The sequence below is a fragment of the Aliivibrio fischeri ATCC 7744 = JCM 18803 = DSM 507 genome (genome assembly GCF_023983475.1).
GTDB lineage: Bacteria > Pseudomonadota > Gammaproteobacteria > Enterobacterales > Vibrionaceae > Aliivibrio > Aliivibrio fischeri.
Map to the genome: position 1 here is coordinate 678326 of NZ_CP092712.1, position 20562 is coordinate 698887.

At 39.8% G+C, this 20562-nt stretch carries 19 protein-coding genes; 18 read left to right on the forward strand and 1 reads right to left on the reverse strand.

Annotated elements, in window-relative coordinates:
* The first annotated feature begins 12 nt into the window (after window positions 1–12).
* The 16 genes from hscB (at window position 13) to AVFI_RS03285 (ending at window position 15769) form a co-directional block, all read left to right on the forward strand.
* The gene (gene hscB, locus AVFI_RS03210; RefSeq protein WP_011261361.1) at window positions 13–528 is read left to right on the forward strand and encodes a co-chaperone HscB; all 516 of its coding nucleotides are present in this window, start codon (window positions 13–15) and stop codon (window positions 526–528) included.
* A 38-nt stretch (window positions 529–566) separates the two neighbouring features.
* On the forward strand, window positions 567–2417 hold the full coding sequence (gene hscA / locus AVFI_RS03215) for a Fe-S protein assembly chaperone HscA (protein ID WP_054776009.1): 1851 nt from the start codon (window positions 567–569) through the stop codon (window positions 2415–2417).
* A gap of 2 nt (window positions 2418–2419) precedes the next feature.
* Window positions 2420–2758 carry an ISC system 2Fe-2S type ferredoxin gene (fdx, locus tag AVFI_RS03220; protein ID WP_005417920.1) on the forward strand — a complete coding sequence of 113 codons (339 nt, stop codon included), beginning with the start codon at window positions 2420–2422 and terminating at the stop codon, window positions 2756–2758.
* Between the two features lie 123 nt (window positions 2759–2881).
* Window positions 2882–3082: a Fe-S cluster assembly protein IscX gene (iscX, locus tag AVFI_RS03225; RefSeq protein WP_005417922.1), complete on the forward strand. Its 201-nt coding sequence runs from the start codon at window positions 2882–2884 to the stop codon at window positions 3080–3082.
* 230 nt (window positions 3083–3312) lie between these two features.
* Window positions 3313–4599, forward strand: a complete 1287-nt coding sequence (gene pepB, locus AVFI_RS03230; protein ID WP_054776008.1) for an aminopeptidase PepB — start codon at window positions 3313–3315, stop codon at window positions 4597–4599.
* A gap of 283 nt (window positions 4600–4882) precedes the next feature.
* Window positions 4883–5317 (forward strand): nucleoside-diphosphate kinase, encoded by a 435-nt coding sequence (gene ndk / locus AVFI_RS03235; RefSeq protein ID WP_012534215.1) that lies wholly within the window; start codon window positions 4883–4885, stop codon window positions 5315–5317.
* A 218-nt stretch (window positions 5318–5535) separates the two neighbouring features.
* Entirely contained in the window at window positions 5536–6654 is a 1119-nt protein-coding gene (locus tag AVFI_RS03240; RefSeq protein WP_054776007.1) for a bifunctional tRNA (adenosine(37)-C2)-methyltransferase TrmG/ribosomal RNA large subunit methyltransferase RlmN, read from the forward strand.
* Between the two features lie 30 nt (window positions 6655–6684).
* Window positions 6685–7455, forward strand: coding sequence for a type IV pilus biogenesis/stability protein PilW (pilW, locus tag AVFI_RS03245; RefSeq protein ID WP_188863804.1), 771 nt, complete (start codon window positions 6685–6687; stop codon window positions 7453–7455).
* On the forward strand, window positions 7436–8350 hold the full coding sequence (locus tag AVFI_RS03250; RefSeq protein ID WP_017018639.1) for a RodZ domain-containing protein: 915 nt from the start codon (window positions 7436–7438) through the stop codon (window positions 8348–8350). The genes pilW and AVFI_RS03250 overlap by 20 nt, the downstream gene beginning before the upstream one ends.
* 12 nt (window positions 8351–8362) lie before the next feature.
* Complete coding sequence (gene ispG, locus AVFI_RS03255) at window positions 8363–9481, forward strand: flavodoxin-dependent (E)-4-hydroxy-3-methylbut-2-enyl-diphosphate synthase (protein ID WP_005417930.1); 1119 nt, start codon at window positions 8363–8365, stop codon at window positions 9479–9481.
* A gap of 38 nt (window positions 9482–9519) precedes the next feature.
* A complete protein-coding gene (gene hisS / locus AVFI_RS03260) occupies window positions 9520–10788 on the forward strand; it encodes a histidine--tRNA ligase (protein ID WP_188863805.1) in 1269 nt (422 codons plus the stop codon).
* Window positions 10789–10799: 11 nt separating this feature from the next.
* Window positions 10800–11411, forward strand: a complete 612-nt coding sequence (locus tag AVFI_RS03265; protein ID WP_054776006.1) for a YfgM family protein — start codon at window positions 10800–10802, stop codon at window positions 11409–11411.
* 10 nt (window positions 11412–11421) lie between these two features.
* On the forward strand, window positions 11422–12579 hold the full coding sequence (bamB, locus tag AVFI_RS03270) for an outer membrane protein assembly factor BamB (RefSeq protein WP_005417946.1): 1158 nt from the start codon (window positions 11422–11424) through the stop codon (window positions 12577–12579).
* Between the two features lie 181 nt (window positions 12580–12760).
* Entirely contained in the window at window positions 12761–14263 is a 1503-nt protein-coding gene (gene der, locus AVFI_RS03275; protein ID WP_005417948.1) for a ribosome biogenesis GTPase Der, read from the forward strand.
* 79 nt (window positions 14264–14342) lie between these two features.
* Entirely contained in the window at window positions 14343–15218 is an 876-nt protein-coding gene (locus tag AVFI_RS03280; RefSeq protein WP_054776005.1) for an alanyl-tRNA editing protein, read from the forward strand.
* A 317-nt stretch (window positions 15219–15535) separates the two neighbouring features.
* Window positions 15536–15769: a zinc ribbon domain-containing protein gene (locus tag AVFI_RS03285; RefSeq protein WP_054776004.1), complete on the forward strand. Its 234-nt coding sequence runs from the start codon at window positions 15536–15538 to the stop codon at window positions 15767–15769.
* Here AVFI_RS03285 and xseA read toward each other — a convergent pair.
* On the reverse strand, window positions 15762–17111 hold the full coding sequence (gene xseA / locus AVFI_RS03290) for an exodeoxyribonuclease VII large subunit (RefSeq protein ID WP_005417954.1): 1350 nt from the start codon (window positions 17109–17111) through the stop codon (window positions 15762–15764). The two genes, AVFI_RS03285 and xseA, sit on opposite strands and share 8 nt — an antisense overlap.
* Window positions 17112–17319: 208 nt before the next feature.
* On the opposite strand from xseA, the gene guaB reads away from it, so the two are divergent.
* Window positions 17320–18783, forward strand: coding sequence for an IMP dehydrogenase (gene guaB, locus AVFI_RS03295; protein ID WP_005417956.1), 1464 nt, complete (start codon window positions 17320–17322; stop codon window positions 18781–18783).
* 219 nt (window positions 18784–19002) lie between these two features.
* Entirely contained in the window at window positions 19003–20556 is a 1554-nt protein-coding gene (guaA, locus tag AVFI_RS03300; protein ID WP_005417959.1) for a glutamine-hydrolyzing GMP synthase, read from the forward strand.
* Window positions 20557–20562: the final 6 nt, after the last annotated feature.

Genomic DNA, 20562 nt, shown 5'->3' on the forward strand with positions numbered 1-20562 from the left:
AAAACATTACTTATGAATCATTTTGAATTATTTGGGCTACCGAACCAGTTTGAACTGGATGGTGGCCTTCTTTCTCTTCAATTTAGAGAGTTGCAAAAACGCTTTCATCCAGATAATTTTGCAACGTCTTCAGAGCGTGACCGTTTACTTTCCATTCAAAAAGCTGCGCAAATTAATGATGCGTATCAAACATTAAAAAATCCAGTATCACGAGCTGAATACATACTTTCAGAGCAAGGTCATGATATTCGTGGTGAACAAACCACAATGCAAGATCCTATGTTTTTAATGCAACAAATGGAACTGCGTGAAGAGTTAGAGTCATTACCATCAAGCTCAGATCCTGAAAGTGCTTTGTTTGATTTTGCTGAGAATGTAACAGCAATGCGTAAATCACAGTTAGTTCAACTGCAAGAACTATTGAAAAACGAAGCATGGATTGAAGCCGCTCAGAGCGTTCGAAAGCTCAAATTTATTGAAAAACTGAATCAAGAAGTTGAGCAGTTAGAAGAGAAATTATTAGGTTAACTCTTTTGGGGTTAATGAGATAAACGAAGGATACTTTCATGTTATTACAGATTGCTGAACCAGGACAAAGTGCTGTACCGCACCAACATAAACTGGCGGTAGGTATTGATTTAGGAACAACAAACTCTTTGGTTGCTTCAGTTCGAAGCGGTGAAGCTAAAACATTACCAGACATGAAAGGTAATGTTATTTTGCCATCTGTTGTTCAGTATCAAGAAGATAAAATTTGTGTAGGCATGAATGCATACCAATCTGCAGCAATGGATCCACAAAATACGATTATTTCTGTAAAACGTTTAATGGGACGTTCACTTAAAGATATCCAAGCTCGTTATCCTGAGCTTCCATATCAATTTTCAGAAAGTGAAAATGGATTACCAGTAATTCAAACCGCTCAAGGTGAAGTTAACCCTATTCAGGTATCATCTGAAATCTTAAAATCGTTATCACGTCGTGCTCAAGATACACTAGGTGGTGAGTTAGAAGGGGTAGTAATTACCGTTCCTGCTTATTTTGATGATGCGCAACGTGCAGGTACTAAGGATGCTGCGACATTAGCAGGCCTAAATGTTCTTCGTCTACTAAATGAACCGACTGCAGCGGCAATCGCATACGGCTTAGATTCCGGCCAAGAAGGTGTTATTGCCGTTTACGATTTAGGTGGTGGTACGTTTGATATTTCAATTTTACGCTTATCTAAAGGCGTATTTGAGGTACTTGCGACTGGCGGTGATTCTGCGTTAGGCGGTGATGATTTCGACCATGCTCTAGCTCAGTGGATTAAAGAACAAACAGGTATTACAAGTTCACTATCAAACCAAGAACAACGTGAATTATTGACATTAGCAACACAAACGAAAGTTGCATTGTCTGATAGTGATAACGTTAAGATCAGTTTTAAAGATTGGAGCGGTGAGATTAGCGTTGAGCTTTTCAATAGTCTAATTCAACCTTTGATTAAAAAGACCCTAATGGCATGTCGTCGTGCACTTAAAGATGCGGATATTACTTCAGAAGAAGTGATGGAAGTGGTTATGGTGGGTGGTTCAACACGAACGCCATTTGTACGTACTTCTGTTGGTGATTACTTTGGTCAAACGCCATTAACCAGCATCGACCCAGATCAAGTTGTTGCGATTGGTGCCGCGATTCAAGCGGATATCTTAGTGGGTAACAAACCTGATTCTGAAATGTTACTGCTTGATGTTATTCCACTTTCTCTCGGTATTGAAACCATGGGTGGACTTGTTGAAAAGATCATTCCACGCAATACCACGATCCCTGTAGCAAAAGCTCAAGAGTTCACCACATTTAAAGATGGGCAAACAGGTATGATGGTGCACGTTGTTCAAGGTGAACGAGAGATGGTTGAAGATGGTCGTTCTTTGGCTCGCTTCTCTTTAAAAGGGATCCCACCAATGGCGGCGGGTGCTGCACATATTCGTGTAACTTACCAAGTCGATGCTGATGGTTTACTTTCTGTTACTGCAATGGAAAAGAGCACTGGCGTTCAATCTCATATCCAAGTTAAACCGTCTTATGGTTTAAGTGATAATGAGGTAGCTAATATGCTTAAAGATTCAATGACGTATGCAAAAGAAGATATGCAAGCACGTGCATTAGCTGAACAGCAAGTAGAAGCGGATCGAGTTATTGAAGGATTAGTTGTTGCACTTAATAATGATGGTGATGCGTTACTGTCAAAAGAAGAGCAAGCAGAAATTTTACAAGCAATTGAAGCGTTAATCACATTACGTCAAGGTACTGATGCGCAGGCAATTGAAGATGGAATTAAAAAGGCTGATGAAGCAAGTCAAGAATTTGCAGCGCGTCGAATGGACGCCTCAATTCGAGCTGCATTGGCTGGTCAATCTATTGATGAGGTATAGAAATGCCAAAAATTATCGTTCTACCACATGAAGAATTATGTCCAGAAGGGGCGGTTCTTGAAGCAAACGAAGGCGACAGTGTTTTAGATGTTGCTTTAAAAAACGGCATTGGCATTGAGCATGCGTGTGAGAAATCATGTGCTTGTACAACATGTCACGTTATTATTCGTGAAGGCTTTGACTCACTAGAGGAAAGCGACGAATTAGAAGATGATATGTTAGATAAAGCATGGGGACTTGAACCTGAATCTCGCTTAGGTTGCCAAGCTTTAGTTGCACAAGAAGACCTTGTGGTAGAAATTCCAAAATATACTCTAAACTTAGCATCAGAAGATCATTAATCTTTCTTCTATTAAGTTAAAGTAGATAAGAGGGCAAGTATTGAGAAGTAAGTAATTACTCCCCTCAAGCTTGCCTTTTTTATTAGCTAACAAATAGCAAATCAAAATAATAAGGAGTTTATTATGAGTTTGAAATGGATTGATTCGAGAGATATTGCAATTGAATTACTAGATAAATACCCAGATACCGATCCAAAAACAGTGCGTTTTACTGATTTATACCAATGGGTATTAGAACTAGAAGATTTTGATGATGATCCTAAGCATTCTGGTGAAAAAGTGCTAGAAGCCATCGTATTATGTTGGATGGATGAATGGGATTAGTTTTTTACCATTTATGATTCGCTTTTAGAAAGTATAAAATCCCATCACCTGCTTGGATCTACCTCTTACATTTTAGTGAAATACCTTGTATCGCTAGTGTAAAGTAGGCAAATTGTATAAAAAGATGGATGTTTTATTCATTTATAACCGTTCGACATTCACGCAATATAAATAATCATATGCAATTAAATGATGTTATGGAGTTATTGCGTATTTAAAGGAGATACACCATGTCACAAAAGATGACTGTACAACTTTCATCAATCGCAGCCCCTGCTCATTGGGGAGACAAAGCAATATTGTCTTTTACTTCTGAAGCTGCCGTTATTCATTGTATTGAAAGTGACGTATACAGTCTTATCCAGCGAGCGGCTCGTAAATTAAATTCACAAGGCTTAACCGCTGTTGAACTTGAGGGTGCAGACTGGGATCTTGAATCTATTTGGTCATTTATTCAAGGTTTCCGTGACTCTAAAAATAGCGATGATGTGAGTTGGACTGCATTAAGTGAAAATGATGAAAAAGAGTTAAAGGCTCGAATTCTAACAACGAATTGGACTCGTCAAATCATTAATAAAACGGCTGAAGAAGTCGCTCCTCGTCAACTTGCCACTATGGCTGCAGAGTTTATTAAATCTGTTGCTCCAGAAGGCACAGTCACAACTAAGATTGTAAAAGATAAAGATCTTCTGACTCAAGGTTGGACGGGGATTTATGCCGTAGGTCGTGGCTCAGAACGTACCTCTGCAATGTTACAGTTAGACTATAACCCTACTGGAGACGAAAATGCGCCAGTATTTGCTTGTCTAGTAGGTAAAGGCATTACGTTTGATTCTGGTGGTTACAGTATTAAACCATCTGCAGGCATGGCATCGATGAAAGCGGATATGGGAGGCTCTGCATTAGTGACAGCTGGTCTTGCGATGTCAATTCTTCGTGGTTTAGATAAGCGTGTTAAGCTGATTCTATGTTGTGCTGAAAATATGATTTCAGGCCGAGCATTAAAGTTAGGCGATATCATCACTTATAAAAATGGTAAGACGGTAGAAATTCTAAATACGGATGCAGAAGGACGTTTAGTTCTGGCTGATGGTCTTCAGTTTGCATCAGAGCAAAAGCCTGAACTTATTATTGACTGTGCGACGCTAACGGGTGCAGCGAAAATGGCTGTAGGTAATGATTTCCATTCATTATTAAGCTTTGATGAAGCATTGAGCCAAAAAGCGTTAAATGCGGCTCAAGAAGAGAATGAAGGTCTATGGCGCTTACCATTGATGGAGTTTCACCGCGCTATGCTGCCATCAAACTTTGCTGATTTAGCGAATATTGGCTCAGGTCCATATTCACCAGGTGCAAGTACTGCCGCAGGCTTTTTATCTTACTTTGTTGAAGATTATCAGAAAGGATGGATTCATATGGACTGTTCAGCGACGTATCGCACAGCGCCATCTGATAAGTGGGCTGCCGGTGCGACCGGAGTGGGTGTAAGAACACTTGCTAATATCTTAACTAAATAATTAAAATGAAGATCGAGCTCGCTCGGTCTTCTTTTTTAACAGGTAATTCCTATCAGTATTTATAGTAGTTGTAGTAAATAACTGCTCATCCTAGCTTGTTAAAATGCTCGATAACGGCGTTGGTTTTTGATTTTAGAGTCACTACTTATCGAAAAATTCCGTCTTGTTCTCAAGCCTTTTTTCTTTGCTATTTCTGAGCATTGACTTACTGTGATTAGTATTAGATAAATAAGTACTGATTGAAATTAATATAAGAAGTAAAAGAAACCTAAAGGAAAGTAGAATGACAATAGAACGTACTTTTTCAATTGTAAAACCAGATGCCGTTAAGCGTAATTTAATTGGTGCTATTTACCGTCGTATTGAAAAAACAGGTATGCAAATCGTTGCTGCTAAAATGCTTCGTTTAACTAAAGAACAAGCAGAAGGCTTTTATGCCGAGCATGAAGGAAAAGAGTTTTTTGATGAATTAGTGGCATACATGATGTCAGGACCTGTAATGGTTCAAGTTCTTGAGGGTGAAAATGCGGTTGTACGCTACCGTGAGCTAATGGGTAAAACTAACCCAGAAGAAGCAGCATGTGGCTCACTACGAGCGGATTATGCAATTAGCATGCGTTACAATTCTGTTCACGGTGCTGATAGTCCAGAATCTGCTGCACGTGAGATTGCGTATTTCTTTGCTGAAGATGAAATCTGCCCACGTCCAGTGGAATAATAGGGACGAGAGCCTAGAACGCTCGCAAGCTCCCTAAAGAATAAAGGGGGCTTGTTTTGTTGAATGCTCTAGTATTGTAATTAATTTCAGAATCAGTTTTCTTTTTGTAGAGACTCTACATTCTCTCACTCGAACCTCGACCCCCTAGTAATATCCTCCCAAAGGCTGTACAATTCTGCGCCCATATTCGCGGTGATGTCATTTATCAGAGAGGCAACATGACTACAGCTAAAATCAATCTACTGGACTTTGATCGTAAAGGACTTCGAGTATTTTTTTCTGAGGAATTAGGAGAGAAAGCCTTCCGTGCAGATCAAGTAATGAAGTGGATGTATCACTTTGGTTGTGATGACTTCGATCAAATGAACAACATCAATAAAAAGCTTCGTGAAAAACTAAAGCACAAGTGTGAAATTCGCGCACCTTACGTATCAGAAGCACAACATTCATCTGATGGCACGATTAAGTGGGCGATGAAAGTTGGCGATCAAGACGTAGAAACGGTATACATCCCAGATGGTGACCGTGCAACGCTTTGTGTATCTTCACAGGTTGGTTGTGCATTAGAGTGTAAATTCTGTTCAACAGCTCAACAAGGCTTTAACCGTAACCTAAAAGTTTCTGAGATTGTGGGTCAAATCTGGCGTGCAGCTCGTGAAATTGGTCTAGAAAAAGAAACGGGTCGTCGTCCAATTACTAATGTAGTAATGATGGGGATGGGTGAGCCATTACTTAACATGAAAAACCTAATTCCTGCATTAGAAATTATGCTAGATGATTTAGGTTTTGCTCTATCTAAGCGTCGTGTAACGGTTTCTACATCAGGTGTTGTTTCTGGTCTTGACCAAATGACAGGCAAAATTGATGTTGCATTAGCGATTTCGCTGCATGCACCAACTGATGAACTTCGTAGCCAAATTATGCCTATCAATGATCGTTGGGATATTGATGCGTTTTTAGCTTCAGTTCGTCGTTACATTGCATCATCAAATGCAAACCGTGGTCGTGTAACGGTTGAGTATGTTCTTCTTGATCATGTTAATGACGATATGGATCATGCAAGACAACTCGCAGAATTGCTAAAAGATACGCCTGCGAAGATTAATTTGATTCCATTTAACCCTTATCCTGGGTCACCATATAAGAAACCAAGTAACTCACGTATTGATCGTTTCATGAAAACCTTAATGGAATACGACTATACCGTGACAATTCGTAAAACTCGTGGCGATGATATCGATGCTGCTTGTGGTCAATTAGTTGGTGATGTAATCGACAGAACTAAACGCACTAAAGTTAAACAGCAAGGTGAGGCAATCCCTGTAAAAACTGTTTAATCTTGGTGTATTACAGCAAGGGAAAGCAGGATGAGAAAATGGAGTGCAGCACTATTAACGATTGGATTGTTAACGAGTGCTGGTTGCGTCACTGTTGACAAAGCCGATGAAATGACCAAAGAAGAGGTAATTCGAGCTGCTGAAGCTCGAATTACACTTGGATTAAGCTACTTAAATGCGGGCGATATGATGAAAGCTCGCGAGAATTTGGAACTGGCTGTACAATACGCTCCCGACTATTACCGCTCTCAAACCTCCCTCGCTTATTATTATCAACAAGTAGAAGAAGACGATTTAGCTGAAAAGGCATACAAACGAGCATTACGTTATTCGTCAAAAAATGGTAATGTATTAAATAACTACGGCGTTTTTCTATGTAAAAAGGGCCGATATGAGGAAGCTCAAGAGAAGTTTACTCAAGCAATAGACCAACCTTACTACTATCTTGTCTCGGCAAGTTATGAAAATGCAGCGATGTGTGCATTAAGTAGTGGGGATAAAGTGACAGCAAAAACGTATTTTGAGCGCTCGTTAGCTCATGATCCGAATCGGATTCGTTCGACCCTTCAATTGGCTAAATTGAATATTGACGAAGGTAATTATTCCGAACCGAGAATTTCGCTGTTTAAATTTAATAAGAAGTACGGATACAAACCAGTTAGCCTAAGCTTACTCATAGAATTAGAAAAAAAAGCAGGCAATGCGCATTTAGTTAAAAAATACGCAAATATTCTGGGAAAAGAGTATCTGGACTCGCGAGAATATCAGAATTATATAAATCATGACGACAGAACATATTGAAGAAACAGTAGAAACATTTATCGCACCTGGCCTATTGCTTAAAGAGGCTCGAGAAGAATTAAATTTAACGCTTGAAGATATCTCTTCACGACTGCGTTTACGCGTAGAAGTGCTAGAGCAAATTGAAGCGGATCAGTTTGACATGGGTAAACTAGCCACGTTTACCCGTGGTTACTATCGTTCATATGCAAAAGTGGTTAATGTTCCTGAACAAAAAGTGCTTGATGCATTAGATCAACTTGGTAAAGCTCAAATAGAACAACATGATATGCAAAGTTTTTCTCGCAAAACGAAGAGAGAGAAACACGATAACCGTATTATGAAACTAACGTGGGTTATTTTTGCGTTGATTTTAGGTATGTCAGTATTGTGGTGGTGGCAAGAGCAAGCACAACTAGAGAGTGCCAATGATGCAGAATTAATTGCAGAAGTTGAAACCGCTAAATCAATGGAACAAGTTGAAGAAACTAAAGCTGATGCCCCTCAAACCGAAGAAACAGCTCCAGCATTAGATGAGGCTGAAATGCTTCAATTAGATACTAATATTTCAGAGCTAGAGACTGATTCGAAAACGCTTGAAAAAGAAACCATTAAAGCTCCTGAAGTTCCTGTAGAAGCTAAAAAAGAAGAACCAGTAGCTGAAAAAGCTGTTGTTACTGAAGATGTTGTTATTACATTTAGTAGTGATTGCTGGTTACAAGTACAAGACGCTTCAAATAATCGCCTGTACTCGGGTGTGAAAAAATCGAATCAAACACTAAAATTAACAGGTAAAGCACCTTATAAGTTAGTTATTGGCGCTCCAAATGTGGTAACACTTACTTACAAAGGCAAACCTGTTGATTTATCTGCATACCCTGCAGGTAAAGTTGCACGATTAACCCTACCTCAATAATGAGTTGATTCCATGCATATAGAGTCCCCAATTAAACGCCGTCAATCTACTCGCATTTATGTGGGTAATGTTCCTATTGGTGATGGTGCACCCATTGCCGTTCAATCAATGACGAATACACGCACTACTGATGTAGATGCAACTGTTGCTCAAATTAAATCACTTGAAAAAGTAGGCGCAGATATTGTTCGAGTTTCTGTACCGACAATGGACGCTGCTGAAGCATTCAAACTAATTAAACAACAGGTATCAGTGCCGCTGGTTGCCGATATTCATTTTGACTACCGTATTGCTCTCCAAGTTGCGGAGTATGGTGTTGATTGTTTACGTATTAACCCTGGTAATATTGGTAATGAACAGCGTATTCGCTCAGTAGTTGATTGTGCTCGTGATAAAAACATTCCAATTCGAATTGGTGTTAATGGCGGCTCATTAGAAAAAGACATTCAAGCAAAATACAAAGAACCAACAGCAGAAGCGTTATTAGAATCAGCAATGCGTCATGTTGATATTTTAGACCGTCTTAATTTTGATCAATTTAAAGTAAGTGTAAAAGCATCTGATGTTTTCCTTGCGGTTGATTCATACCGTTTATTAGCAAAACAAATTGCTCAACCATTACATTTAGGCATAACTGAAGCGGGTGGCGCTCGTGCTGGTTCGGTTAAATCAGCGGTTGGTTTGGGTATGCTGTTATCTGAAGGTATCGGTGACACATTACGAATTTCTTTAGCTGCGGATCCTGTTGAAGAGATCAAAGTAGGTTTTGATATCTTAAAATCATTGCGTATTCGTTCTCGTGGTATTAACTTCATTGCTTGTCCAACGTGCTCTCGTCAAGAGTTCGATGTAATAGCAACAGTGAATGAGCTTGAGCAACGTTTAGAAGATTTAATCACACCAATGGATGTCTCTCTTATTGGATGTGTAGTAAATGGCCCTGGTGAAGCTGAAGTTTCACATATGGGTATTGCGGGCAGTAACCGTAAGAGTGCTTTTTATGAAGACGGAGTACGTCAGAAAGAGCGCTTTGATAACGACAACATTGTTGATCAACTAGAAGCAAAGATCCGCGCAAAAGCGGCAACGTTATCAAAAGAAAACCAAATTGATATCAATCAGATCGACTGATTGGTAGTAGATATAAACAAACCCATTGGGAAGTAAACGTGGCTAAAACAATCCAAGCAATTCGAGGCATGAATGATTGCCTTCCAACACAGTCTCCATTGTGGCAAAAAGTTGAAGGTAGCGTAAAACGCGTTATCAGCGCATATGGTTATAACGAAGTTCGTATGCCAATTGTTGAGCAAACTCATCTATTTAAACGTGCTATCGGTGAAGTAACTGATGTTGTAGAAAAAGAGATGTATACGTTTGAAGACCGTAATGGCGATAGCTTGACTCTTCGTCCAGAAGGTACAGCGGGTTGTGTTCGTGCAGGAATTGAAAATGGTTTACTGTACAACCAAGAGCAACGTTTATGGTACATGGGTCCAATGTTCCGTCATGAACGCCCTCAAAAAGGTCGTTACCGTCAATTCCACCAAGTAGGTGTTGAAGTTTTTGGCTTAAACGGCCCTGATGTTGATGCTGAATTGATCATGATGACAGCTCGTTTATGGCGTGAACTGGGTATCGATCAACACGTCCGTCTAGAGTTGAACTCAATTGGTTCACTAGAAGCTCGTGCTAACTACCGTACAGCATTAGTTGCTTTCTTAGAGCAACATTTAGATGTATTAGATGAAGATTGTAAGCGTCGTATGCACACAAACCCAATGCGTGTATTAGATACTAAGAACCCTGATGTTCAAGCTATTTTAGGTGATGCACCTAAGCTATCAGAATACTTAGATGACGATTCTAAAACACATTTTTCTGGATTATGTGAACTACTTGACGCTGCTGGCATCCAATATCAAGTTAATGAACGTTTAGTTCGCGGTTTAGATTATTATAACCGTACTGTTTTTGAGTGGATTACTGAAAGTTTAGGTGCTCAAGGTACAGTATGTGGTGGTGGTCGTTACGATGGTCTAGTTGAGCAGCTTGGTGGTAAAACAACACCAGCAGTTGGCTTTGCTATGGGCTTAGAACGTCTTGTTCTTTTAATGGAAACATTAGAATTAACAGACGTTCGTCGCTCTGTTGACGTATACATGGTAACCGCTGGTGAAGGTACACTTATGGCTGGTATGAAACTGGCTGAATCACTACGTGAACAAGTTCCAGGCTTACGAGTTATGTGTCACTTCGGTGGTGGTAATTTTAAAAAGCAATTTAAACGTGCTGATAATGCAGGTGCAGCAGTAGCCCTAATCCTAGGTGAAACTGAAGTTGCAGAGCAAACAGTTAACGTTAAAGATTTACGTAATGGCGAGCAAGTGACTCTGCCACAATCAGACGTATTCACAAAATTAGCTGAATTGATTTAAGAGGATAGGACGTGGAAGCCTACGAAACTGAAGAACAACAAGTTGAAGCCATTAAAAGTTGGTGGAAAGAAAATGGCAAGGCTGTCGTTATTGGTGGTGTTGTTGGTATTGGTGCAATCTTGGGTTGGAAATATTACCAATCATCACAGATCACTGCGAAAGAAACAGCTTCTGCTGCCTATGAAAGAGCGCTAACTGCGTTACAAGCTTCTGGTGCAGATGCGGTTGAATCTACACAAACATTTATTGATGCAAATAAAAGCAGTGAATATGCATCATTAGCGGCACTTCAGTTAGCTAAAGTACAAGTAGAAGCTGGTCAACTTGAAAATGCGCTTGAGCAATTAAATTGGGTTGCTAGTAACAGCAAAGACGAATCATTAACAGCAATGGCTCAAGTTCGTTCTGCTCGTATTCAAGCAGAACAAGGTAACTTTGATGCTGCATTAGCAACATTAGCTAATGTTAAACCAGCAAGCTGGGCTGCTCGTGTTGCTGAATTAAAAGGTGACATTGCACTTCGTCAAGGTGATATTGCTACAGCTCGTTCTTCTTACACTGAAGCACTTCAAGCTGGCATGAACCAAGCAGTTCAAATGAAACTGGATGATTTAGCTGAGTAAGGACAACTGAATGCGTAAGGTGTTAAAAAAAGCGGCGTTATGTACCTTTGGTTTCTCGATGCTTTTTGGCTGTGCGAGTGAAGAAGATACAATCGTAATGGCACCGGTTCCTGTTGTTCAGAATCAATTTGAACCAACAACGGAATGGACAAGTTCAATTGGTGATGGTGTTGGACATTATTTTTCACGTCTAACACCAGTATATGCTTATCAAAAAATATACGTTGCTAGTCGAGATGGTCTTGTTAAAGCTCTGGATCCTGAAAATGGCAAGACCATTTGGGAAAGAGATTTAGAGCAAGATGATACAGCTCGATTATCTGGTGGTTTAACACTGACTTACGGTAAAGTCTTTATTGGTTCTGAAAATGGTGAGCTTATCACTCTTGATGCAGAAACGGGTGAAGAGTTATGGCGTGAGAAGGTAGATGGTGAAGTATTAGCTAAACCACTGGCTGATGAAGGTTACGTCATGGTTCATACCAGTCGTGGAGCATTAATAGCTTTTGATGCAGAAACGGGTGTGGAACAATGGCAAATCAATAGTGAAGTACCAAACTTAACACTTCGTGGTGATAGTGCTCCTGTGAGCATTTCAGGTGGGGTGTTTTGGGGCATGTCTAATGGTCGCTTAGCGGCAGCGTTGATTTCAAAAGGTCAACTATTATGGCAACAACCAGTTGGTACACCAAAAGGTGCGACAGAAATTGATCGTTTGGTTGATGTTGATGCATCACCACTGATCCTTGGTGGTCGACTATTTACTATTGGCTACAATGGCCAGTTAATTGCGTTGGATTTACGTACAGGCCAACCGGTATGGAAACGCAATTATTCATCAGCCATGAATATGTCATCTGATGGTAAGCGACTCTTCTTAGTAACAGAAAAAGATCACGTTGTTGCTGTTGATGCTCGAAGTGGTACTGAACTTTGGAGCAACGAAGAGCTAGAGTATCGTCAATTAACATCACCAATGATCATTGATAGCTATATTGTTTTAGCGGATAGCGAAGGTTATTTACATTGGTTAGATAGAGATACTGGGCTGTTTATGTCTCAACAAGAGATAGACAGTGATGGTATTGCTGTTTCTCCAATTTTAGTTGAAGACAGCTTCCTCGTTGTTACTCGCGAAGGCGATATCAAAAAAATGCGAATTAAATAATATTTATTTGCTATAATTGTGAATTGGCTCCAAGTCCTTTTGGTTTTGGGGCCTTTTATTGTTTTTAGATAGTGAAAGATAATCCAATTTGGTGATGGCTTTATGTGTAATCAATCAGTCAAAACCATCATCAAATTGGTATTAGCTCGCGCTATGCCTATGATTAAATAAAGAGGTATATATGATTCCTGTTGTTGCTCTGGTAGGGCGTCCAAATGTTGGTAAATCGACGCTATTTAACCGTCTTACACGCACAAGGGATGCATTAGTTGCTGACTTTCCTGGCTTAACTCGTGACCGTAAATACGGACGAGCTAAATTAGAAGAGCAAGAATTCATTCTGATTGATACCGGCGGTATCGATGGAACAGAACAAGGCGTTGAAACTAAAATGGCAGAACAGTCATTAGCTGCGATTGAAGAAGCTGATGTTGTGCTATTTATGGTTGATGGTCGTGCTGGTTTAACATCTGCAGATGAAGCCATCGCAAAACACTTACGTTCACGTGAAAAGCCAACGTTCTTAGTTGTTAACAAGATCGATGGTATTGATGCAGATGCTGCAAGTGCAGAGTTCTGGCAATTAGGTATGAACAAAGTGTACCAAATTGCAGCTTCACACGGTCGTGGTGTAACGTCTTTACTTGAACTTGCTCTAGCTCCTTTTATGGAAGAGCTTGTTGAAGAGTCTTTGAAAGATGAAAACGGTGAAATCACTGATTTAACTGAATTTGAAGATTTTGAAGACGAAGAGAAAGAGCTAACTGAAGAAGATGCAGAGAAAGATTTTGCTCGCCTTCAGGACCAACCGATTAAACTTGCGATCATTGGGCGTCCAAACGTAGGTAAATCGACACTGACTAACCGTATTCTTGGTGAAGAACGTGTGGTGGTTTACGATATGCCTGGTACAACTCGTGACTCTATTTACATTCCTATGGAACGTGAAGGTCAAGAATACGTATTAATTGATACTGCGGGTGTTCGTCGTCGTGGCCGTATTAACGAAACCGTAGAAAAATTCTCTGTAATTAAAACATTAAAAGCCGTTGAAGATGCAAACGTTGTTCTATTGGTTATTGATGCTCGTGAAAACATCTCAGATCAAGATTTAAGTCTACTTGGTTTTGCACTGAATGCGGGTCGTTCATTAGTAATTGCTGTGAACAAGTGGGATGGTTTAGATAACGATGTGAAAGAAAAAGTAAAATCTGAACTTGATCGCCGTTTAGGTTTTGTTGATTTTGCTCGTATTCACTTTATTTCTGCACTACACGGTACAGGTGTTGGTCACTTGTATGAATCGGTTCAAGAAGCATACGTTTCTGCGACTAAGCGTGTTGGTACTTCTGTTCTAACTCGTATCATGAAAATGGCACAAGATGATCACCAACCACCATTGGTTCGTGGCCGTCGTGTGAAGCTAAAATACGCTCACGCAGGTGGTTACAATCCACCGCTTATCGTTATTCACGGTAACCAAGTGAAAGAATTACCATCTTCATACAAACGTTTCTTAATGAACTACTACCGTAAGTCTTTAGAAATTATGGGCACTCCAATTCGTATTCAATTCCAGAATAGCGAAAACCCATTTGAAGATCGTGGTGGCAAACTAACTATGTCTCAAGAGCGTCAACGCAAGCGTCTGTTAGGTGCAGTGAAAAACCGCAACAAGAAGTAATCCAGAGTTACGTTCTTAAATGTATATTAAATAATAAAACGCCCACCTAGTTGTTGGGCGTTTTTTTTAGGTAAAAATCATGACTCAATTAGCAGCAACTGAAATTTTATTTTGTCATAACACATGGCAATCAGACTCCACTGTGCAACTTATCAAAGAAACAGAGCAAGGAAAGTGGATTATTACTAAAGCAACACCATTTCATCCTGTTAGCCATATTTGGCCAGATCACCCAGAAGATAAAGGTGTAATACTGATTAATAACGAAGAATACTCAGTACTTGCTTGTCAAACTGGAGCTATAGAACTTGCTACAGTTGAGCTTTATATTGGAAAAGATATTCCAATTAAACGTGGCGAAGAGGGATGGGTCTTTGTAGTTTCGCATTTAATCTCTAAAGATGCGGATATAGCAGTAGAAAATACTGTTACTTTGCGTGTTGATGAGGAGTATCAAAAAGCATTAAGTCGTGGTCATAGTGCAGGGCATATTGCTTATTTAGCACTAAATAAAGTGCTTCATGCTAACTACTGGCGTAAAGATGCTGATAGAAAAGACGAATTAGGCCACTATAATTTTAATAGCTATGCGCAAGAAACTAGCTTTGTATCTGAAGATCATTGTGAAGATGTATATCGTTTAGGTAAAACATTACGTAAGCGTGGTCTTAATAGTGCAGAGATGATGGCGGATCTTCAGACAATAGAAGAAGCTGTCAATCATCAAATTATTGAGTGGCTTGCCCTAGAAAGCCAAGTAACTATGCAATGTGATGGTAAAGCGTTAACCGATTCACGTTACTGGATAGTAGATTTTGGTATAGATGGAATAGCAAAACTTCCTTGTGGTGGTACGCATGTTAGTTCATTTAAAGAATACGCAACAATTACTGTCAAATTGGAAGAGAAAAGTGAGCAAGAGCTCCTTATGCTAACAACATCGATTAAAAAATAATCTAAAAAATGGAAATTACATTCCATGTATATTTCATTCTGCATTTTGTGTAATTAGAGTATTTTTCACTGAAAATCATAAGCCAAAGAATGATTGATGTGCTGGATCTTCTGATATTAAATGTTAAATTTAGATTTTTATGTGGTTTTAAATTGAAAAACAGCATATGTAACTAATGCTTTCGGGGTGTGGTTATATAAATGTTCTTAAAGGGCATGATCGCTGATCAGATCCCTATAAGCATGAAGATCCACATCATTTGAATATACTGAATAAAGAGTATTATTGAATAAGAACGATTAAAGAAGGAATGAGTGATGCAAGAAAATCAATGTCCAAAATGCCAATCTGAATTACGTTGGCAGAAAGAGGGTTATCATTGTGACTTTTGTCAGATAGATTTTAAGAAAGTGGTTTATTGCCCTGATTGTAATAAAGAAATGGAAAAGCTTAATGCTTGTGGCGCAGCAAGCTATTTTTGTCATGATTGCAATGAACTTAAGTCTAAATCACGAGCAAAAACGGAATTTTCTGAAATTGCAATTAGCTAAGTTCAGATGCTTTAGTTACCGTTGATGTAATATCACCATCAGCAAAACGAGTGGTAATGTTATCACCTAACTCCACTTGTTTTGTTGAAGTGATGATCTTCCCATCTTGATTGTGAGTGATGGAATAACCACGCATTAAGGTAGCTAAAGGGCTTACTGTATCGAGTTTCTCTGCTGCTAAAGCTAATTGATGGCGTTGCATTAGTAGATTTCTATCCATTGAATCTAATAAGCGACGTTTGAGTTCTTCAATATGCAATTTATCTTGAGAGATTCTTTTTGTTGGTGATAAATTGTTTAATCGTAGCGTTAAGTTTTCAACTCTGTATTGTTGACGTTGAAGGCGCTGCTGAATATGATTCATCAACCTCTGATTAAGATCATCTAAGCGTTGGCTTTGATTGTTTAGCTGCATCTGAGGGTGTTGCTTTTCAATTCGGTGTTGATAAGCAGATAAGGAGCGTTGTTGATGTGATAAATAACGTTCCATTGCACTATTTAAACGGCGCTTCTGATGAGCAACTGTTTGTAATTGTGCAGATAAATCACGACTCACTAATTCAGCGGCAGCTGAAGGGGTAGGTGCACGAACATCAGCAACAAAGTCAGCAATAGTAACATCAATCTCATGCCCTACAGCACTTACAATTGGGATCTCACTTGCTGCAATTGTTCTCGCTACAATCTCTTCATTAAAACACCAAAGATCTTCTAATGAACCACCGCCTCGACCAACAATTAAAATATCACATTCATTACGACTGTTAGCTCGCCCAATAGCTTGAGCTATCTGTATAGCGGCACCGCTTCCTTGAACCATGGTTGGATAAATCACAACAGGTAGGTTTGGATCTCGTCGCTTTAATACATGGAGAATGTCAAAAAGGGCTGCCCCAGTTTGTGAAGTAATGATACCAACACGTTTTGGCTGCTCTGGTAAGGTTTTTTTGGCTGTCTGAGCAAATAACCCTTCTGCGGCCAGTGACATTTTTAGTTGATCAAACTCTTGTTGAAGACGGCCATCTCCCTCAGGTTGCATACTTTCAATGATAAGTTGATAGTCACCACGAGGTTCGTAAAGAGAGAGGCGGGCTTTAACAAGAACTTGTTTACCGTTTTGTGGTTTAAAGGTAACTCGTCGGTTATTGCCTTTAAACATGGCACATTTCACTTGTGCTTGACTGTCTTTTAAAGTGAGGTACCAGTGGCCAGAAACAGGCACGGTAAGATTGGAGATTTCGCCGACTAACCAAACAATTCCCATCTCGTTCTCTAATAATAGGCGAACTTCAGCATTCAATCGAGAGACAGTAAAGATACGAGGATTTGAATCGAGAGACATCAGAATGCCTTAGACATGGCTATAGGAATTAGCGGCAATATAATACATATCAAGGGGGTAATTGCAAATTAAAAATAAATAAATGTGTAGCCAAGCGTTTGCGCTATGCGTATAATCCGTCTGCAATATCAAATCCAAAACACTTTATTATGCGAAACGATAAAGTGGGATTTATTCCTTTAAACACCTTTGTTGTGAGATATTGCAAATGCTACGAATCGCAAAAGAAGCTCTAACCTTCGATGACGTTTTACTCGTCCCAGCACACTCAACAGTTCTTCCTAACACTGCTGATCTTCGCACTCAGTTAACCAAGAACATTTCTCTGAATATTCCAATGATCTCAGCATCTATGGATACGGTAACAGAAGCGCGCCTTGCTATTGCATTAGCGCAAGAGGGTGGCATCGGTTTTATCCACAAAAACATGTCTATTGAACAGCAAGCTGAAGAAGTTCGCCTAGTTAAAATTTTTGAAGCTGGTGTTGTTTCGGCTCCTGTCACTGTTCGTCCAGACGCAACTATTCAAGATGTTAAAGAACTAACAGAGAAACACGGCTTTGCTGGCTTCCCTGTAGTTACTGAAACTAATGAACTTGTTGGTATTATCACAGGTCGTGATGTTCGCTTTGTAACTGATTTATCTAAGAAAGTTGACGTTGTAATGACGCCAAAATCACGTTTAGCTTCTGTTAAAGAAGGCGCTACTCGTGAAGAAGTTCAAGAGAAAATGCACGAAGCTCGTGTTGAGAAAGTACTAGTAGTGAACGATGAGTTCCAACTAACCGGTATGATCACGGCAAAAGATTTCCATAAAGCAGAACGTAAACCAAATGCATGTAAAGACGAGCGTGGTCGTCTACGTGTAGGTGCTGCAGTAGGTGCAGGTGCAGGTAACGAAGAGCGTGTTAAAGCACTAGTTGAAGCTGGTGTAGATGTTCTATTAATCGACTCTTCACACGGTCACTCTGAAGGTGTTTTAAACCGTATTCGTGAAACACGTGCTGCATACCCAGATTTAGATATTATCGGTGGTAACGTTGCTACAGCGGCTGGTGCAAAAGCATTAATCGAAGCTGGCGTAAGCGCTGTTAAAGTGGGTATTGGTCCAGGTTCAATCTGTACAACTCGTATCGTAACAGGTGTTGGTGTTCCTCAAGTAACAGCTATTGCAGATGCAGCATCAGCAGCGGCTGAATACGGTATTCCAGTAATCGCTGATGGCGGTATCCGTTTCTCTGGTGACATCTGTAAAGCAATCGTAGCTGGCGCATCATGTGTGATGGTTGGTTCAATGTTTGCTGGTACAGAAGAAGCACCAGGCGAAGTGATTCTTTACCAAGGTCGTTCATACAAAGCATACCGTGGTATGGGTTCTCTAGGTGCAATGTCTCAAGGTTCTTCAGACCGCTACTTCCAATCAGATAACGCAGCAGATAAATTGGTACCAGAAGGTATCGAAGGTCGTATCGCATATAAAGGTCGTCTAAAAGAGATCGTTCACCAACAAATGGGTGGTTTACGTTCAAGCATGGGCCTAACAGGTTCAGCAACAATTGAAGACATGCGTACTAAAGCTGAATTTGTTCGTATTTCAGGTGCAGGGATGAAAGAGTCTCACGTACATGATGTTCAAATCACGAAAGAAGCACCTAATTATCGTTTGGGTTAAAAGAAGCGCCTAGGCTAATTTTTCTTAATTTTCTTTGCAGAATCTTCCGATTTCGTTGTCAAAGGTACTCATTTACACTTGTAAACTCCGTGCCTTTTCCTAGAACTCGAATGATTCTGCTTTGAAATATAAAGAAAAAATACTTTGTACCAAATTCAATTTTAAGCGTGTGGTTTATATGAAAGCCACACTAAATAAATGATTTTTTGAGAAAGACTAATGACGACTAATATCCACGATCAACGTATTCTTATTTTAGATTTTGGTTCTCAATATACGCAGCTTGTTGCGCGTCGTATTCGTGAAATCGGTGTTTACTGTGAGCTTTGGAGCTGGGATGTAGAAGAATCTGACATCCGTGATTTTAATCCAGACGGTATCATTTTATCTGGTGGCCCTGAGAGTGTTACAGAAGAAAACTCTCCTCGTGCGCCACAATATGTATTTGATTCAGGTGTTCCTGTATTTGGTGTGTGTTACGGCATGCAAACAATGGCAGAGCAACTGGGTGGTAAAGTAGCGACATCAACTGAGCGTGAGTTTGGTTATGCAGCGGTACAAGTAACTGGTGAATCAGCGTTATTTAAAGATCTTGAAGCAACTCAAGATGTTTGGATGAGTCACGGTGATAAAGTTGTTGAAATCCCATCTGATTTCGTAAAAATTGCAGAGACAGAAACTTGTCCATACGCTGCAATGGCTAACGAAGAGAAAAAATACTACGGTGTTCAATTCCACCCAGAAGTAACTCACACTAAAAATGGCATGAAAATGCTTGAGAACTTTGTTCTTAATGTATGTGGTTGTGAAGGTTTATGGACATCAGCTTCTATTATTGAAGATGCCGTTGCTCGTATTAAAGAGCAAGTAGGTGATGATGAAGTGATTCTTGGTCTATCTGGTGGCGTTGACTCATCAGTAGTTGCAATGCTTGCTCACCGAGCAATTGGTGACAAACTAACGTGTGTATTCGTTGATAACGGTTTACTACGTTTAAATGAAGCTGATCAAGTAATGGAAATGTTTGGCAACAAATTTGGCCTAAACATTATTCACGTTAATGCTGAACAGCGTTTCCTTGATGCACTAGAAGGTGAATCGGATCCTGAAGCAAAGCGTAAGATCATTGGTCACGTATTCGTAGATATCTTTGATGAAGAATCTAAGAAACTGAAAAATGCTAAATGGTTAGCACAAGGTACTATCTACCCTGATGTTATTGAATCAGCAGCATCTAAAACAGGTAAAGCACACGTAATTAAATCGCACCATAACGTTGGCGGTTTGCCAGATGATATGGAAATGGGTCTTGTTGAGCCTCTACGTGAATTATTTAAAGATGAAGTTCGTAAGATCGGTCTAGAACTAGGCTTACCTTACAACATGCTTTACCGCCACCCATTCCCGGGTCCAGGTTTAGGTGTTCGTGTTCTTGGTGAAATTAAGAAAGAATACTGTGATTTACTTCGCCGCGCTGATGCTATTTTCATTGAAGAGTTACACAATGCAGATCTTTACAATAAAGTATCTCAAGCATTCACTGTATTCTTACCAGTTCGTTCTGTTGGTGTAATGGGTGACGGTCGTAAGTACGATTGGGTTGTTTCTCTACGTGCTGTTGAGACTATCGACTTTATGACTGCGCATTGGGCACATTTACCATACGATTTCTTAGGTAAAGTATCTAACCGTATTATTAATGAAGTTAATGGTATTTCTCGTGTAGTTTACGATATTTCAGGTAAGCCACCAGCAACAATCGAGTGGGAATAATCCTCA